Genomic DNA, 16,488 nt, shown 5'->3' on the forward strand with positions numbered 1-16,488 from the left:
GTCGCTATCGAGAGGCACATGAAAGACCACCATCTCCGGGCCTGGCTGAAGGTCGCCGAGTTACGCAGCATCCGCGCCGCGGCGCGCAGCCTGCACTTGAGCCAGGCGGCGGTGACCAAGGCCATCAAGGAACTGGAAACGGAGCTCGAAGCGCCGCTGCTCACGCGCAGCCCCCAGGGCATCGAGGTCACCGAATGCGGCGAACACCTGACGGTGCGGGCGCAGCTTGCCCAGGCCCAGTTGTCCCTGGCGCGCCAGGACATCCGCCAACTGCTCAGCGGTGCGCAAGCGCGGGTAGCAGTGGGCGTGACGCCCATGGTGATGCTGAGCGTGCTGCCTGACGTGCTGAACGATTTCAGGCAGAGCATGCCCGCGGCCAAGCTCAAGGTTTCGGAAGGCCTGCTGGCCGCCGTCCTGCCGGCTTTGCGCAACGGCTCGCTGGATTTCGCGTTGGCGTCCGGCATGGCGGACAACCATGGCGGGCAGGAGTTCGATTTCGAGGAACTGCGGCCGCTGGAATTCATGGTCGCCTGCCGCCGCGGACATCCGCTGGCGGGCGCCACGCGGTGGCAAGACATCGCGGGCTGCGAATGGCTGCTCAACACCTCGGGTGGCAGCCACACCGACGCCTTTCTGCAAGGCCTGCGCGCAAACGGCCTGCAGCCGCCCGAACGCGTCATCGACTGCGATACGTTCGGCGTGATGTGGAACCTGATGGTCCGCAGCGACGCGTTGATCGTCTGCCCGGCGGGCATGCTAGAGATCCCGCCTTACGGCGCCGAAGCCAGCCAGATCCGCACCGAAGCGCCCATGCCGGTCGCCAGCATAGGCATCATGACGCTGCGGGGAACGCCCCTGTCGCTGGCGGCGTCCACCATGGCGGACCTGTTCCGCCGACGCATCCAGCGGCTAGCCCAGGCGGGTGCCGTGGCTACACGCCAGGCTGGCGGCGCGGCTTGAGGCTGTCGGCCCAGTCGCGCGCCAGGTCGCGGCGGGCGCGGCGGTTGACCAGGGCGGTGATGGCCATCGCGATGACGGCGCCCCCGGCCGCCAGCGCCATGTCCTTCTGTGCGTCCCAGATATCGCCCTGCGTGCCCAGATAGGCCGCGCCCAGGTCGCCGCCCACGGTGGCGGCAGCGCCCCACTCCAGCAGTTCGTAGAGCGCCGAGGTCGACAGCGTGACGTCCATGGGCAGGAAATACGCCCAGAAGCCGCGCACCTCGACCACGCGCAGGAAGATCTCGCGGATGGGATACGCCAGCAGCAAGCCGTAGGAAAAATGCACCACGCGGTCGAAATTGTTGCGTTCCCAGCCGACCATGCTGTTGAAACTGTGTCCCGTCAGCGCCCGCCACCAGTCGTCGTAAGGCACCAGCGAATAGGTGTAGTGCGCGCCGACGGCATGCAGGCACAGGTAAAGAAAGATCAGCGTGTACGAGGTGCGCGAAAACACGAACCAGCGCCGCGTAAAGAGCAGCGCCGCGCCGAAGGCCAGCACCAGCGCGTTCTCCAGCGCCCAGTCGGCGCGGTCATGCGGCGCAATCGCCAGCGCCGTCCATATCACGGCGAACAGCGCGCCCAGCGTGTACAGGTAGCGCCGGCGCGCATCGGCCATGGTCAGTCTCCCTGGACCCGGCCGCGCAGGCGTTTGACTTCGCCGTGCAGCACCTTGCGCTGCACACGGCGGCGCTGCGAGGCGCGGGTGGGCTTGGTCGGACGGCGCGGTTTGTCGGTGCGCGCCGCTGCGCGCACCATGGCAATCAGGCGTTCGATGGCTTCGGCGCGGTTCTTTTCCTGGCTGCGGAACGCCTGCGACTTGATGACGATGACCCCGTCCTTGGAGACGCGGTGGTCGCTCAGCGCGCACAGCGCTTCCTTGATTTCTTCGGGCAGGCTGGAGGCGCGCACGTCGAAACGCAGGTGCACGGCGCTGGACACCTTGTTGACGTTCTGGCCGCCCGCGCCCTGGGCGCGGATCATGGTGAACGCCAGGTCGCGTTCATCCAGATAGATGGAATCTTGGACGTGAAACATAGCCCGCAAGTATAGATGCGCCGCGCAAAGTAAAATAATGCGCTTTTGCCTGATTTATCCGGGGTCCGGCCTTATCCGGCCGCCGGCACCACCATGACTTACTCCGCCAAAGAAATCTTCAAGACGCTGCAGGGCGAAGGCGCCCACGCAGGCCGCGCGGCGGTCTTCTGCCGCTTTGCCGGCTGCAACCTCTGGACCGGCCGCGAAAGCGACCGCGCCAGCGCCGCCTGCACCTTCTGCGACACCGACTTCATCGGCACCGACGGCGACGGCGGCGGCAAGTTCGCCACGCCCGAACTGCTGGCCGACGCCATCGCCGCGGCCTGGGGCCCGGGCGCCAATGACCGCTACGTGGTCTTCACTGGCGGCGAACCGCTGCTGCAGCTGGACGCGCCGCTCTTGACCGCGGTGCACGCGCGCGGCTTCACGGTGGCCATCGAAACCAACGGCACCATCAAGCCGCCCGCCGGCATCGACTGGATCTGCGTCAGCCCCAAGGGCACGGCGCCCGTGGTGCTGGAACGCGGCGACGAGCTCAAGCTGGTCTATCCGCAGGCCAATGCGCAGCCCGAAGCCTTCGCGCACCTGGACTTCGAGCACTTCTTCCTGCAACCCATGGACGGCCCCGCGCGCGTGGCCAATACCGAACAGGCCGTCCAGTACTGTATGCAGCATCCGCAATGGCGGCTCAGCCTGCAGACCCACAAATACATAGGCATTCCATGATTCACCCTAGCCCCCTGCGGAGCGCGCCATGATTTCCGTGACCCGCAGGCTGGAATTCGACGCCGGCCACCGCATTCCCGACCACCGCAGCCAGTGCCGCAACCTGCATGGCCACCGCTATGTGCTGGAAATCACCCTGACCGGCGACGTGGTGCAGGCGCCCGGCGAGTCCGACAACGGCATGCTGATGGATTTCTCCGAGATCAAGCACATCGCCAAGACCCACATCGTGGACGTCTGGGACCATGCTTTCCTGGTGTATGAGGGCGACGCCGCCGTGCGCGGCTTCCTGGACAGCCTGCCCGGCCACAAGACCGTGGTGCTGGACCGCATCCCCACGGCCGAAAACCTGGCCGCCATCGTCTTCCAGACCCTGGCGCCGCACTATCACGGCCACTATGGCGCCGAACTGCGCCTGACCCGCGTGCGCCTGTACGAAACGCCCAACTGCTGGGCGGACTGCAACGGCTGAACGCCGGGGCGCGGCCGCCGCTGCCGCGCCCGTCCTTGCCGCGACACGGCCCCCTGGCTGCCGGTTTTCCATAGACGGAAAACCCGCCCCCTATTTTCCCGATTGAGAAAATCCATGGAGATAATCGCCATTTTCAATTATTAGTAAGCTAATAAATAGGATACAATCTATTCCATGAACACGCCCACCGACTCCCAGCTCATGGCCACCACCTCCGCCCTGATGGTCCTGTCGCGCGCCTATCGCGGCGCCGCCGACAAGGCCCTGGCCGATTACGGCCTCTCCCAGGCCACCGCCTGGCCCGTGATCCTGGCCGGCCGCCTGGGAGACGGCGTACGCCAGGGCGCGCTGGCCGAGGCGCTGGGCGTGGAAGGCCCCTCGCTGGTGCGCGTGCTGGATCACCTGGTCGCCGCCGGCCTGATGGAACGCCGCGAAGACCCGCACGACCGCCGCGCCAGGACCCTGCACCTGACCGACGCCGGGCAGGCGCTGCGCGCCAAGGTCGAGGACGTCCTGGTCGACCTGCGCCGCCACCTGTTCCGGGACGTAAGCGAAGCCGACCTGCAAGCCTGCCTGCGGGTCTTCGACAGCCTGAAAGTCACCCTGGGCCGCGGCGGCGCCGGCACCCAGCCACAGGACGAACAAGCGTGAAACTCCCCAACGTCCGCGAAGCCATCTTCTCGCTCAAGAGCTACCTGAGCGCCATCATGGCGCTCTACCTGGCCTACAGCATGGGATTGCCGCGTCCGTTCTGGGCCATGACCACGGCCTATGTCGTGGCCCAACCCTGGTCGGGCGCGGTGCGCTCCAAGGCGCTGTACCGCCTGGCCGGCACCTTCTTCGGTTCGGCGGCCACCGTCTACCTGGTGCCGCGGCTGTCGAATTCCCCGGTGGTCATGACCGCCGCCATGGTGCTGTGGGTGGGCGCCTGCCTGTACCTGTCGGTGCTGGACCGCACCCCGCGTTCGTACCTCTTCATGCTGGCGGGCTATACCGCCGCGATGATCGGCTTTCCCAGCGTGACGGCCCCCGCCCAGGTGTTCGACACCGCGCTCGCCCGCGTCGAGGAAATCAGCCTGGGCATCGTCTGCGCCACGCTGATCCACAGCATCGTGCTGCCGCGCGGCCTGGCCCCTGCCCTGACGCTGATGCTGGACAAGGCCGTGCGCGACGCCCGCAACTGGATGCACGACACGCTCAGCGGCCAGGCCACCGAGCAGAAGGACCGCGACCGCCGCGTACTGGCCAACGACATCACGCAGCTGCGCCTGATGTCCACCCACGTGCCGTTCGACACCAGCAACCTGCGCTGGACCTCGGGCGCGGTGCGCGCCATGCAGGACCAGATCGCGGCCCTGACGCCCACCGTGTCCGCCGTGGAAGACCGCATGCGCGCCCTGCAGGCCGGCGGCCAGCCGCTGCCGGAGCCCGTCACGGCCCTGCTCGCCGACATCTCCGAATGGATCAACGCCGGCGCGCAGGCCACCCACGAGACCGCGGTGCAGCTGCGCGCCGCCGCCACCCGCCTCACGCCTGAAATCGACAGCCGCTCCAGCTGGCGCGACGTGCTGCTGGCCAGCCTGATGACGCGGCTGCGCGAGCTGGTCGACACCTATGACGAATGCCTGGCGCTGCGCCGCGAGATCCGCGCGGGCCTGGCCGGCGCGCCGCTGCGCGCCCCGCGCTCCAAGCCCGCGCCCAACGCCGCGCTGCATCGCGACCGCGGCATGGCGCTGCTTTCGGCCCTGGCCGCGGGCGTGGCCATTTCGGTCTGCTGCGCCTTCTGGATCGGCACCGCCTGGAGCAACGGCGCCACCGCCGCGCTCATGGCCGCCATCTTCAGCTGCTTCTTCGCGTCGCAGGACAATCCAGTGCCCGGCATCATGCAGTTCCTGACCTACACGGTGTATTCGATTCCGCTATCGGCGCTGTACCTGCTGGGCATCATGCCCGCCATCCATTCGTTCGAGATGCTGGCCCTGGCCATGCTGCCCACGGCCTTCGTGCTGGGCATCTTCATTGCCCGGCCCGCCACCGCGGGCAAGGCCATGGCGATGCTGTTCGGCTTCCTGGGCACGATGGCGCTGCAGGATACCAACACCGCCGACATCGTGTCCTTCATCGACACGCAGGTCGCGCAGTGCATGGGCGTGGCCACCGCGGCCATCATCGCCGCCATCTTCCGCACCGTCAGCGCCGACTGGAGCGCGCGCCGCATCCAGGCCGCCAACTGGAAGGAACTGGAAACCCTGGCAAGCTCGCCGCGCGCGCCTTCGCGCCACACCTACGCCGCCCGCATGCTGGACCGCATCGGCCTCCTGCAGCCGCGCCTGGCGCTGGCCCAGCGTCCGGACGACCTGGTCGCCGCCGATGCGCTGAAGGATCTGCGCGTGGGCCGCGACATCACCGAACTGCAGCGCGCCCGGCGTCACCTGCCCATGGCCGAACCGGCCATCCAGCCGGTGCTGGACGGGCTGGCGAAGTTCTTCCACGCGCGCTCGGCCTGGCAGGTCGGCGAGAAAACGCCCGAATTCCTGGCGCAGATCGATCGCGCGTTGGCCAGCGTGACGGCCACGCCCCCGGGCGCCGCGGCCCGCGACCGGGCAGTCGTCGCGCTGGTGGGCCTGCGCCGCGCCTTCTTCCCCGACGCGCCCGACTACCAACCCGCCCATCCCACCCTGGAGGGCCAAGCATCATGATCGGCGAATTCAATCTTTATGGCGTCTATTTTCCCTGGCTGCTGGTGCTGGGCGTGGTGACCCTGGGCGTTGCCTGGGCGGTGCGCCGCGTGCTGGCCCGCGCCGGGCTGTACCGCCTGGTGTGGCACCCCGCGCTGTTCGACCTGGCGCTGTTCGTGGTGCTGCTGTACGGCGTATCCCTCATTTCCCCCTATTTACTCCAGAGATAAGCATGAAACTCCCCAATGCCCTGCGCCCCGCAGCCATCGGCAAGTTCGCGGTGACCGCCGTCGTCGTCGCCGCGGCCGCCTACGCCGGCTGGCAGCTCTGGGTGCACTATGAAGTCGAACCCTGGACCCGCGACGGCCGCGTCAAGGCCTACGTGGTGCAGGTCGCGCCGGATGTCTCCGGCCTGGTGACCAGCGTGCCGGTGCACGACAACCAGGACGTGAAGGCCGGCGACGTGCTGTTCGAGATCGACCGCGCGCGCTTCCAGCTGGCCTACGACCAGGCCCAGGCCTCGGTGCGTTCCGCGCAAGTGGCGCGCGACCAGGCGGTGCGAGACGCCAAGCGCAACCGCTCGCTGGGCCAACTGGTGGCCGCCGAGGCGCTGGAACAAAGCCAGACCAAGCTGCAGCAGACCGAAGCCGCGCTGGCCCAGGCCGAAGTGCAGCTCAACACCGCGCGCCTGAACCTGGAACGCAGCCGGGTGCTGGCGGTGAACGACGGCCGCATCACCAACCTGGACCTGCGCGCCGGCTCCTACGCCACCGCGGGCCGCGGCGTGATGGCGCTGGTGGATTCCGGCTCGTTCTACGTCGAAGGCTACTTCGAGGAAACCAAGCTGCCCGGCATCCATGAAGGTGATCCCGTCACCGTGACGCTGATGGGCGACTCGCACCATATCCGCGGCCACGTCGAAAGCATTGCCATGGGCATTGCCGACCGCGACCGCAGCACCGGCGCCAACCTGCTGCCCAACGTCAATCCCACGTTCAACTGGGTCCGCCTGGCCCAGCGCATCCCGGTGCGCGTGAAGATCGACGACGTGCCCGAAGGCGTGCGCCTGGTGGCCGGCCAGACCGCCACCGTATCGGTGGATTCCGGCCCTGCCCGCTCGCAGGACGAGGCGCACCAGCCGTCCTGATCACCACTTTTTCAACCCCTTACCCCTAATCGACGCACAGCCGTAACCGCCATGAACACCAGATACCTCCTGCCTCTTACGCTGGCCCTTGCGCTGGCCGGATGCGCCGCCGTGGGCCCGGACTACCAGGTGCCCCCCGGATCGGTGGCCGAGCGGCAGAGCGCGCAGGCGCCCTTCACGCAGGCGCGCGAGGCGGCGTTCCGGCAGGATGCGGTGCCCGGCCACTGGTGGCGTCTGTACGATGATCCCGTGCTGGATGGTTTGGTGGAGAAAGCCCTGGCCGCCAACACCGACCTGCGCGTAGCCAGCGCCAACCTGGAACGGGCCCAGGCCGCCGTGCGTGAAGCGCAGGCGCAGCAGCAGCCGTCCATCGGTGTCAATGCCTCGCCCACTTTCGGCCACGTGTCCGGCCTGCAGGAACTGCAGCCCGGCATCGATCCGCCCAACCGCTGGTCCTATTCCATGGGCGCCAGCGTGTCGTACCAGCTGGACCTGTTCGGCCAGATCCGCCGCGCCGTGGAAGCGGCCAGCGGCGACGAGCAGGCCGCGCAGGCCGCCTATGACGCCACCCGCGTCACCGTCGCCGCCGAGACCGCCCGGGCCTACGCCAATATGTGCGCGGCCGGCATGCAGCTGGCCTCCGCCCAGCATTCGGTACAGGTGCAGAAGCAATCGCTGGACGCGGTGGACCGGCTGCAACGCGCCGGCCGCGGCACCACGCTGGACGTGACCCGCGCCCGCAGCCAGCTTGAACAGCTGCAGGCCAACCTGCCGCCATTCCAGGCCCAGCAGCGCACCGCGCTGTACCGCCTGGCGGCGCTGACCGGCCAGACGCCGGGCCAGATCCCGCCCGCGCTGCTGCAATGCGCCCAGGCCCCGCGCCTGACCGAGACCATCCCCGTGGGCGACGGCGCCGAACTGCTGCGCCGCCGTCCGGACATCCGCCAGGCCGAACGCACGCTGGCCGCGGCCACCGCGCGCATCGGCGTGGCTACAGCGGACCTGTATCCGAAGATCTCTCTGGGCTTGTCGGCGGCCTCGGGCGGTCCGGCCGCCATGTTCGGCGACCGCGGCACCTTCAGCTGGAGCGTCGGTCCGCTGATCTCCTGGACCATCCCCAACACTGGCGCCGCGCAGGCCCGCATCGCCGAGGCCCAGGCCAGCACCAAGGCCGCGGCGGCGCGCTTTGACGCCACCGTGCTGAACGCCCTGCGGGAAACGGAAAGCGCGCTGGTGGTCTACGCGCGTCAGCTGGACCGCGACGCCGCCCTGCGCGCCGCGCGCGACCAGAGCGCCGAGGCCGCCTCGCAGGCCAGCCGCCTGTTCCAGTACGGCAAGACCGACTACCTGACCGTGCTGGACGCCGAGCGCACGCTGGCCAGCAATGAAAGCGCGCTGGCCGCCTCGCAGGCCGACCTCAGCAGCGACCAGATCGCGCTGTTCCTGGCGCTGGGCGGCGGCTGGGAAAAATGATCAATGCACCGGGGTGCCGTCGGGCGGCGTCTGGTTAAGACCCAGCGCGGCCTCCCAGCTGCGCAGCGGCACGCAGGTCTTCAAGCGCACGATGGCGCGCTCGATCAGCGCCGGATGCAACGCGTGCCCCACCTGGGTGGCGATGTCGATGGTCGAGTCGCCGTGCAGCTCGGTCAGGCGCGCCTGGGCGGCCTGGATGAGCTCCACGTTCATGATCGGATCGGCGGCGCCGTGCAGCAGGTGCAACGTGGTGAACTGCGGCGCGATCTTGGGCATCTGGGCATAGCGGCCCGAGAACGCGATGACGCGACCGGCGATGCCGTCGTGCGCCTGCACCAGTTCCAGCGCCATGATCGCGCCCTGCGAAAAGCCCGCCAGCGCCGTGTCCGACTGCAGCAGGCCGAAACGGGCCTGCGCCTCGCGCACATAGGTCTCCAGGGGCGGCAAGGCCTGCGCCACGCGTTCCGGGCGGTTTTCCTCGGTCACGCCGCGTACCGAGAACCACTGCCGGCCGTCGCCGCCGCCGTCGTAGGGCTCGAACCCCTGGGGCGCCAGCACCGCCGCGCTCGGGAACGCCGCGCGCACGGCTTTTGCCAGCGGCTCCATGTCGTCGGGGCTGCCGCCCACGCCGTGCAGCAGGATGAACAGCTGGCGCACGTCGACGCCGGCGTTGGGAAGAAATTCGATAGAAGTGGAAGACGCCATGAAACTGCTCCGTGCTGGCTGGGGCCGCCGAACGGCCCCGGAATAGCCGCATTGTAAAATGCGCGCCTTGAAGCAACCTTTGCCGCACCGCCACGGACCGGCTGGCTTGCGCGGCATTGCCTGGCGGGCAGGCCCGCGCGCCCGTGCCTGATGGTCCGCCGCCGCGGCAACTTCCTACCCCAGTAATGCAAACTCCGACGACAGAATCCGGCGCCACGCCTGCCGGCCAGAACCAGCTGCATCGCGTGCTCAAGGCGCGCCACCTCACGATGATAGCGTTGGGCGGAGCCATCGGCACCGGCCTGTTCGTGGCTTCCGGCGCCGCCATCGCCCAGGCCGGCCCGGGCGGCGCGCTGCTGGTCTACCTGGCCATCGGCCTGATGGTCTACTTCATCATGACCAGCCTGGGCGAACTGGCCACCTTCATGCCGGTATCGGGTTCCTTCTGCACCTATGCCTCGCGCTACGTGGACGGCGGCTTCGGTTTCGCGCTGGGCTGGAACTTCTGGATCAGCTGGGCCACGGTGGTGGCGGTGGACGTGGTGGCCGCGCAGCTGGTCATGGCCTACTGGTTCCCCGATACGCCCGGCTGGATATGGAGCGTGGCCTTCCTGACCCTGACCTTCGGCCTGAACGCCTTTTCGGCGCGCAGCTTCGGCGAAGCCGAATACTGGTTCGCCATCATCAAGGTCGTGGCCGTGCTGTGCTTCATCGGCGTCGGGCTGGCGATGCTGGTGGGCATCATCCACAGCGGCACGCCCGTGGGACTGGCCAACTGGTCGGTCGGCGACGCGCCCTTCGTGGGCAATGTGGCCACCTGGGTCGGCGTGGCGATGGTGGTGGCCTATTCGTTCCAGGGCACCGAACTGGTGGCCGTGGCCGCCGGCGAATCCGAAAATCCCCGCCGCAACGTGCCGCGCGCGATCAACCATGTGTTCTGGCGCATCCTGCTGTTCTACGTGCTGGCCATCCTGATCATCGGCCTGCTGCTGCCCTATACCGACCCGCAACTGCTGCGCAACGAAGTGGAAGACATCGCGGTCAGCCCCTTCACGCTGGTGTTCCAGCACGCCGGGCTGCTGTCGGCGGCCACCGTGATGAACGCCGTGATCCTGACCTCGGTGCTGTCGGCCGGCAATTCCGGCATGTACGCGGCGACGCGGATGCTGTTCAACATGGCGGTGGAAGGCCAGGCGCCCGCCCTGTTCCGGCGCGTGACGCGCAGCGGCGTGCCGCTGTATGCGCTGATGGCCACCGCGCTGCTGGCCTGCCTGTGCCTGTTCAGCCTGGTGTACAGCCCCAAGGCCGTCTACATCTGGCTGCTGAACTTCGCCGGCATGACCGAATTCATCGTCTGGCTGAGCATCGCCGTCAGCCATTACCGCTTCCGCCAGGGCTATGTGAAGCATGGCTACGACACCGCCGACCTGCCCTACAAGGCCGGCTTGTTCCCCTTCGGTCCGCTACTGGCCTTCGTCCTGTGCCTGGTGGTCACGCTGGGCCAGAACTACCAGGCCTTCCTGCAAGACCGCATCGACTGGATCGGCGTGATCTCCACCTACCTGGCGATCCCGCTGTTCCTGGCCTTGTGGATCGGCCACCGGCTGGTGCGCAAGTCGCACTGGATCCGGTACGAGGATATGCGGTTTTATGGCTTGGACCTGGATCGCGCGGCGGGTGTGGCGGCCTCGGCAGCTACTAGTGAGAACGCCCGCGCTTAGTTGCGATCCGCCTGCCTGAAGCAACTAAAATCGTATCCAACACGGCCCACCCCTCTGCATCGAAAGGTGTACGGGTGGGTTTTCTTTTAGTTCGCGGCATGCTCCGCCCCTTTTAAATACTGTACATATATACAGTTATAATGGCTCATCGGCCACTTCCACCGGGTTCCTATCTCCCGGCAACCGATTTGCCATGCAGTCCCCAGAACGTATCCATCCCGCGTTGTGGCGCGCCACCCAGTTGGCTCAAGGCGCCGCCCGCACCCTGCCCACCGGGCATGCCGCGCTTTCGGCCGAGCTGCCAGACGGCGGCTGGCCGCTGGGTTCCCTGAACGAATTGCTGGTCCCGCACCCCGGCATCGGCGAAATCCGCCTGCTGCGTCCGGCGCTGGCCCAACTGGAAACGCGCCGCGCCATTGCGCTGGTGCAGCCACCGCACGCGCCCCACATCGCCAGCTGGATGAGCTGGCGGCTGGATCCCCGTCAATTGCTCTGGGTGGCGCCGGAAAAACCCGTGGACGCGCTCTGGGCCGCCGAACAGATCCTGAAGAACGGCAGCTGCGGCGCCCTGATCTGCTGGCTGCCTCATGTGCGCCCCGAATCCCTGCGCCGCCTGCACCTGGCCGCCCAGGCCAGCGACCTGCTGTTCATCGCGGTGCGCCCCAGCAGCGCGGCGCAGAACGCCACGCCCGCGCCCTTGCGGCTGGCGCTGGCGCCGGCCGCGGGCGGCCTGTCCGTCCATATCCTGAAGCGCCGCGGGCCCGCCTGCGACACGCCGCTGTACGTGGGCCTGGACACCGGCGCCACCATTCCTGTTTCTCCCCGCCATGCGCCTCTGGATCGCCGCCTTCCTGCGCTGCCTGCCGCTGGACGCACTGCGCCCGCACTGGCCGCTTGAGGGGCAGGCATTCGCGGTCCTGGAACAGGAACGCGTCGCCGCCCTGACGCCCGCCGCCCGCCGCGCCGGCGTCAAGCCGGGCATGCGCCGCGCGGGCGCGGCCGCCATCGCTCCCGAGGTCGAGCTGCTGCCCCGCGATGCCCAGGCCGAGTCCGAAGCCTTGCAGGGCGCGGCGCTGGCGCTGCTGCAATACACACCCGAAATCGCCCTGGCCGACGGCGACACGCTGCTCCTGAACGTGAGCGCCAGCCTGATGCTCTTCCGCGGCCCCAAGGCGCTGCACCGGCGGGTCGCCGCCACCTTGCGCGCCCTGGACCTGCACGTGTCGCTAGGCATGGCGCCGACCGCCGCCGGCGCCTGGCTGCTGGCGCGCAGCCCCGGCCGGCGCGCGCCCCGCCGTACCCTCACGCTGCCCACGCTGACCCGGCGGCTGGACTCCCTGCCGCTAGCCCTGCTGCCGCAGGCGCAGGCCCGCCGCGACTGGCTCGACGACATCGGCTGCCATACCCTGGCGGACCTGCGCGCCCTGCCGCGCGCGGGGCTGCAGCGGCGCAGCGCCCCCGAACTGCTGCAGGCCCTGGACGCCGCCTACGGCCTGACGCCCGAGCTCCACCGCTGGGTCGAACCGCCACACCAGTTCTCGCGCCGCATCGAACTCACCGACTACGTCGAGCACACCGACGCGGTGCTGGCGGTGGCGCGCCGCCTGGCCGAACAGCTGGGTGGCTGGCTCAGCGCCCGGCAACTGGCGGTACGCCGCGTGGTGCTCAGCATGGAACACGAACGCGGTCGCCACGCCCGGCCGCCCACCGAACTGGAACTGGCCCTGGCCCAGCCGGTCTGGCAGGCGCCGCAGATCCTCCACCTGCTGCGGGAAAAGCTGGCGCGCTTCACACTGGAAGCGCCCGTGATCGCCGTGGCGCTGCTGGCGCCCGACACGGTCGAGCAGCCCGCCGCCAGCACCACCCTGTTCCCCGAGCCCGGCGGCACGCCTGCCGACCATGCCCGGCTGCTGGACCTGCTGGTGGCGCGGCTGGGCCGCGACCAGGTGCGCCACGCCCACCCGGTACCCGACCACCGCCCCGAGGCCGCCAACGCCTGGGGCGACGCGCTGTCGCCGCCCCAACGCCCCGCGCCCCTGCCCGCCCTGCTGGACCGCCCCTTCTGGCTGCTGGACCCGCCGCTGCCCTTGAAGCTGTCCGGCCACCGGCCGCAATACGGCGGCCAGGCGCTGCGCCTGATGCGCGGCCCCGAACGCATCGAAAGCGGCTGGTGGGATCCGGCCTTGACCGTGCGCGACTACTTCGTCGCCGAGGACGCCGCCGCCGCGCGCTACTGGATCTACCGCGAGCGCGACGACGAGCACGCCCGCTGGTTCCTGCATGGGCTCTACGCCTGAAACGCCATGCGCATGGACGACGACGACACCCCCGGCATCCTGGCGCAGTTGCCCGGCTACGCCGAGCTGCAATGCCAGTCCAGCTTCTCTTTCCTGCAGGGCGCTTCGCACCCCGAGGAACTGGTCGAACGCGCCGCCGAACTGGGCTACGCCGCGCTCGCCATCACCGATGAATGCTCGCTGGCGGGCGTGGTCCGCGCCCACGTAGAGGCCAAGGCCCGCAAGCTGCCGCTCATCATCGGCGCCACCTTCCAGCTGCGCGCCGCGCCCGACGCCGCGCCACTGGGCCTGACCCTGCTGGCGCAGACGCGCGAGGGCTACGGCAACCTGTCCGAACTGATCACCCTGGCCCGCACCCGCGCGCCCAAGGGCGAATACCAGCTGGCGCCCGAAGACCTTACCCACCCGCCCGCGGGCCACGCCCATCTGCGCCACCTGCCCGAATGCCTGGCCATCCTGAGCCCCGCCTACGGCACCGATGCCGACCGCATGGCCGAGCAGGCGCGCTGGCTGGCACGCGTCTTCCCCCACCGCGCCTGGGTGGGGCTGACCTTGCTGCACCGCTCGCGCGACGACCTGCACCGCGCCGCGGTCGAGCACGCCGCGCAGGCCGCGGACCTGCCCATCGTGGCGCTGGGCCAGGTGCAGATGCATCTGCGTTCGCGCAAGCCGCTGCACGACACGCTGACCGGCATCCGCACCCGCCAACCGGTATCGCAATGCGGCTATGAACTGTCCGGCAACGCCGAACAGCACCTGCGCACGCGCATGCGCCTGGCCAACCTGTACCCGCCGCAAGCGCTGGCCCAGACGCTGGCCGTGGCCCGCCGCTGCGCCTTCTCATTGGACGAGCTGCGCTACGAATACCCGGATGAAATCATTCCGCGCGGCCACACGCCGGCCACCTATCTGCGCCAGGAAACCCTGGCCGGGGCCGCCCGCCGCTTTCCTTCAGGCACGCCGGACAGCGTCACCGCGCAGATCGAAAAAGAGCTGGCCCTGATCACGGACCTGCACTACGAAGCCTATTTCCTCACCGTCTACGACATCGTCCAGTACGCCCGCGGCGAGGGCATCCTGTGCCAGGGCCGCGGGTCCGCCGCCAACTCCGCGGTCTGCTACTGCCTGGGCATCACCGAAGTGGATCCGGTGCGCGGCAACAACCTGTTCGAACGCTTCATCAGCAAGGAGCGCAACGAGCCGCCCGACATCGACGTGGACTTCGAGCACCAGCGCCGCGAAGAAGTCATCCAGTACATCTACCGCAAGTACGGCCGCGAACGCGCCGCGCTCACCGCCGTGGTCATTTCCTACCGGCCGCGCAGCGTGCTGCGCGATACCGGTTGCGCGCTGGGCGTGGACGCAGGCGTCATCGACGCCGTGGCGCGCGCCCACCAATGGTGGGACGGCAAGAAGGAAATGCTGCGCACCCTGGGCGCCTGCGGACTGGACCCGGAATCGCAGGTGGCGCGCCAGTGGGCGGCGCTGGCGCAGACCCTGATGGGCTTTCCGCGCCACCTGTCGCAGCACCCCGGCGGCTTCGTGATTTCACGCGGCAAGCTGTCGCGTCTGGTGCCCATCGAAAACGCCGCCATGGCAGACCGCAGCGTCGTGCAATGGGACAAGGACGACCTGGATGCGCTGGGCCTGCTGAAAGTGGACGTGCTGGCGCTGGGCATGCTGTCGGCCCTGCGCCGCACGCTGGAGCTGGCTGGCCAGCGCCGCGGCCAACCCTTGCGGCTGCAGGACATCCCCGCCAGCGACACGCCCACCTACGACATGATCTGCGACGCCGACACCATAGGCGTGTTCCAGATCGAATCCCGCGCCCAGATGACCATGCTGCCGCGGCTGCGTCCGCGCGAATACTACGACCTGGTGGTGCAGGTGGCCATCGTGCGCCCAGGCCCGATCCAGGGCGGCATGGTCCATCCCTACCTGCGCCGCCGCCAGGGCAAGGAACCCGAAACCTATCCCAGCGAAAAAGTGCGCGGCGTGCTCAGCCGCACCATGGGCGTGCCCATCTTCCAGGAACAGGTCATGCAGATCGCCGTGGTGGCCGCCGGCTTCACGCCGGGCGAATCCGACCAGTTGCGCCGCTCCATGGCGGCCTGGAAGCGCAAGGGCGGCGTGGACAAGTACCGCAGCAAACTGGTCGGCGGCCTGCTGGCCCATGGCTACAAACTGGATTTCGCCGAGGCGCTGTTCCGGCAGATCGAAGGCTTCGGCGAATACGGCTTCCCCGAAAGCCACGCCGCCAGCTTCGCCCTGCTGGCCTATGCCAGTTCTTGGCTCAAGCGGCACGAGCCCGAAGCCTTCCTGGCCGCCCTGCTCAACTCCCAGCCCATGGGCTTCTACGCCCCCGCGCAACTGGTGCAGGACGCCCGCCGCCACGGCGTCTGCGTGCTGCCGGCGGACGTCACGGTCAGCGGCTGGGACTCGGCCCTGGAGACCCTGCCCGACGGTCATCCTGGCGCCCGCCGGCCCCCCCATCCGCACGCGCCCGCCGCCGACGGCACCCGCCCCGCCGTCAGGCTGGGACTGAGCCTGATCCAGGGCATGCGCGAAGACGCCGCCCGGCGCATCGAGGACGCGCGCGCCGCCTCGCCCTTTGCCGACACCGGCGACCTGGCCCGCCGCGCCGCGCTCACCCGCCATGACCTCAACGCGCTGGCCGCTGGCGACGCCCTGCGCACGCTGGCCGGCCATCGCCGCCAGGCCAGCTGGGAAGCCGCCGCCAGCGTGCAGAGCCGCGACCTGCTGCGCGACGCCGCCATCCAGGAAACCCAGGCGCCACAGCTGTCCGCCCCGTCCGAGGGCCAGGCCGTGGCGGCCGACTACCGCAGCGTGGGCCTGACGCTGCGCAGCCACCCGGTGGCCTTGCTGCGCCCCCAGCTCGCGGCGCGCAACTTCCAGCCCGCCTCGGTGCTGAACAGCTACCCCGACAAGCGCGTGGCCCGCGCCTGCGGCATCGTCACCGTGCGCCAACGTCCCCAAACCTCCAAGGGCGTGATCTTCGTCACGCTGGAAGACGAGACCGGCCCCGTCAACGTGGTCGTGCGCCCGGAACTCATAGAACGCCAACGCCGCGAATTGCTGGGGGCCTCGCTGCTGGGCGTCTACGGGTCCTGGCAAAGCGTGGACGGCGTGCGCCACCTGATCGCGCAGCGGCTGGTGGATCTGTCCGACCTGCTGGGCGGGTTGAACACCCAGAGCCGGAATTTCCACTGACCGC

15 protein-coding genes are annotated in these 16,488 nt (G+C 69.2%); 12 read left to right on the forward strand and 3 right to left on the reverse strand.

Going from position 1 to position 16,488, the window contains the following annotated elements; translation table 11 throughout:
• The first annotated feature begins 18 nt into the window (after window positions 1-18).
• Window positions 19-960, forward strand: coding sequence for a LysR substrate-binding domain-containing protein (locus IB257_RS05015; protein WP_054453832.1), 942 nt, complete (start codon window positions 19-21; stop codon window positions 958-960).
• On the opposite strand, the gene IB257_RS05020 is transcribed toward IB257_RS05015, so the two are convergent.
• Together IB257_RS05020 and arfB are read right to left on the reverse strand one after the other, a co-directional pair.
• The gene (locus IB257_RS05020) at window positions 932-1,615 is read right to left on the reverse strand and encodes a DUF2238 domain-containing protein (protein WP_119448980.1); all 684 of its coding nucleotides are present in this window, start codon (window positions 1,613-1,615) and stop codon (window positions 932-934) included. The genes IB257_RS05015 and IB257_RS05020 overlap by 29 nt on opposite strands.
• Window positions 1,616-1,617: 2 nt before the next feature.
• Window positions 1,618-2,034 carry an alternative ribosome rescue aminoacyl-tRNA hydrolase ArfB gene (gene arfB / locus IB257_RS05025; RefSeq protein WP_054453829.1) on the reverse strand — a complete coding sequence of 139 codons (417 nt, stop codon included), beginning with the start codon at window positions 2,032-2,034 and terminating at the stop codon, window positions 1,618-1,620.
• Between the two features lie 93 nt (window positions 2,035-2,127).
• On the opposite strand from arfB, the gene queE reads away from it, so the two are divergent.
• The 7 genes from queE to IB257_RS05060 all read left to right on the forward strand — a co-directional run bounded on the left by queE (window position 2,128) and on the right by IB257_RS05060 (window position 8,530).
• Window positions 2,128-2,760 (forward strand): 7-carboxy-7-deazaguanine synthase, encoded by a 633-nt coding sequence (gene queE / locus IB257_RS05030; protein ID WP_192352211.1) that lies wholly within the window; start codon window positions 2,128-2,130, stop codon window positions 2,758-2,760.
• Between the two features lie 28 nt (window positions 2,761-2,788).
• On the forward strand, window positions 2,789-3,232 hold the full coding sequence (queD, locus tag IB257_RS05035; protein WP_013394146.1) for a 6-carboxytetrahydropterin synthase QueD: 444 nt from the start codon (window positions 2,789-2,791) through the stop codon (window positions 3,230-3,232).
• 174 nt (window positions 3,233-3,406) lie between these two features.
• Window positions 3,407-3,883, forward strand: a complete 477-nt coding sequence (locus IB257_RS05040) for a MarR family winged helix-turn-helix transcriptional regulator (protein ID WP_054453825.1) — start codon at window positions 3,407-3,409, stop codon at window positions 3,881-3,883.
• Entirely contained in the window at window positions 3,880-5,931 is a 2,052-nt protein-coding gene (locus IB257_RS05045; protein ID WP_054453823.1) for an FUSC family protein, read from the forward strand. The genes IB257_RS05040 and IB257_RS05045 overlap by 4 nt, the downstream gene beginning before the upstream one ends.
• Entirely contained in the window at window positions 5,928-6,140 is a 213-nt protein-coding gene (locus IB257_RS05050) for a DUF1656 domain-containing protein (protein ID WP_013394149.1), read from the forward strand. Before IB257_RS05045 ends, IB257_RS05050 begins: the two co-directional genes overlap by 4 nt.
• A 2-nt stretch (window positions 6,141-6,142) precedes the next feature.
• Window positions 6,143-7,057: an HlyD family secretion protein gene (locus IB257_RS05055; RefSeq protein WP_192491941.1), complete on the forward strand. Its 915-nt coding sequence runs from the start codon at window positions 6,143-6,145 to the stop codon at window positions 7,055-7,057.
• Window positions 7,058-7,108: 51 nt separating this feature from the next.
• Complete coding sequence (locus tag IB257_RS05060; RefSeq protein ID WP_119448975.1) at window positions 7,109-8,530, forward strand: efflux transporter outer membrane subunit; 1,422 nt, start codon at window positions 7,109-7,111, stop codon at window positions 8,528-8,530.
• On the opposite strand, the gene ypfH is transcribed toward IB257_RS05060, so the two are convergent.
• Window positions 8,531-9,235: an esterase gene (ypfH, locus tag IB257_RS05065; protein ID WP_054453817.1), complete on the reverse strand. Its 705-nt coding sequence runs from the start codon at window positions 9,233-9,235 to the stop codon at window positions 8,531-8,533.
• 185 nt (window positions 9,236-9,420) lie between these two features.
• Between ypfH and IB257_RS05070 the strand changes: the two genes are divergently transcribed.
• The 4 genes from IB257_RS05070 (at window position 9,421) to IB257_RS05085 (ending at window position 16,484) form a co-directional block, all read left to right on the forward strand.
• Window positions 9,421-10,956, forward strand: coding sequence for an amino acid permease (locus IB257_RS05070; RefSeq protein WP_225588738.1), 1,536 nt, complete (start codon window positions 9,421-9,423; stop codon window positions 10,954-10,956).
• Between the two features lie 193 nt (window positions 10,957-11,149).
• On the forward strand, window positions 11,150-11,854 hold the full coding sequence (imuA, locus tag IB257_RS05075) for a translesion DNA synthesis-associated protein ImuA (protein WP_054453813.1): 705 nt from the start codon (window positions 11,150-11,152) through the stop codon (window positions 11,852-11,854).
• The gene (locus IB257_RS05080) at window positions 11,784-13,253 is read left to right on the forward strand and encodes a DNA polymerase Y family protein (protein WP_192491942.1); all 1,470 of its coding nucleotides are present in this window, start codon (window positions 11,784-11,786) and stop codon (window positions 13,251-13,253) included. Before imuA ends, IB257_RS05080 begins: the two co-directional genes overlap by 71 nt.
• A gap of 6 nt (window positions 13,254-13,259) precedes the next feature.
• Entirely contained in the window at window positions 13,260-16,484 is a 3,225-nt protein-coding gene (locus tag IB257_RS05085; RefSeq protein ID WP_192491943.1) for an error-prone DNA polymerase, read from the forward strand.
• The last annotated feature ends 4 nt before the right edge of the window (window positions 16,485-16,488 follow it).

It is taken from the genome of Achromobacter sp. ACM03, assembly GCF_014851665.1.
In the GTDB taxonomy this organism is placed as follows: Bacteria; Pseudomonadota; Gammaproteobacteria; order Burkholderiales; family Burkholderiaceae_B; genus Achromobacter; species Achromobacter aegrifaciens.

Coding starts and splice junctions, on each gene's coding strand:
- IB257_RS05015 (WP_054453832.1), top strand. CDS start 19: ATGAAAGACCACCATCTCCGGGCCTGGCTGAAGGTCGCCGAGTTACGC.
- IB257_RS05020 (WP_119448980.1), bottom strand. CDS start 1,615: ATGGCCGATGCGCGCCGGCGCTACCTGTACACGCTGGGCGCGCTGTTC.
- arfB (WP_054453829.1), bottom strand. CDS start 2,034: ATGTTTCACGTCCAAGATTCCATCTATCTGGATGAACGCGACCTGGCG.
- queE (WP_192352211.1), top strand. CDS start 2,128: ATGACTTACTCCGCCAAAGAAATCTTCAAGACGCTGCAGGGCGAAGGC.
- queD (WP_013394146.1), top strand. CDS start 2,789: ATGATTTCCGTGACCCGCAGGCTGGAATTCGACGCCGGCCACCGCATT.
- IB257_RS05040 (WP_054453825.1), top strand. CDS start 3,407: ATGAACACGCCCACCGACTCCCAGCTCATGGCCACCACCTCCGCCCTG.
- IB257_RS05050 (WP_013394149.1), top strand. CDS start 5,928: ATGATCGGCGAATTCAATCTTTATGGCGTCTATTTTCCCTGGCTGCTG.
- IB257_RS05055 (WP_192491941.1), top strand. CDS start 6,143: ATGAAACTCCCCAATGCCCTGCGCCCCGCAGCCATCGGCAAGTTCGCG.
- IB257_RS05060 (WP_119448975.1), top strand. CDS start 7,109: ATGAACACCAGATACCTCCTGCCTCTTACGCTGGCCCTTGCGCTGGCC.
- ypfH (WP_054453817.1), bottom strand. CDS start 9,235: ATGGCGTCTTCCACTTCTATCGAATTTCTTCCCAACGCCGGCGTCGAC.
- IB257_RS05070 (WP_225588738.1), top strand. CDS start 9,421: ATGCAAACTCCGACGACAGAATCCGGCGCCACGCCTGCCGGCCAGAAC.
- imuA (WP_054453813.1), top strand. CDS start 11,150: ATGCAGTCCCCAGAACGTATCCATCCCGCGTTGTGGCGCGCCACCCAG.
- IB257_RS05080 (WP_192491942.1), top strand. CDS start 11,784: ATGCGCCTCTGGATCGCCGCCTTCCTGCGCTGCCTGCCGCTGGACGCA.
- IB257_RS05085 (WP_192491943.1), top strand. CDS start 13,260: ATGCGCATGGACGACGACGACACCCCCGGCATCCTGGCGCAGTTGCCC.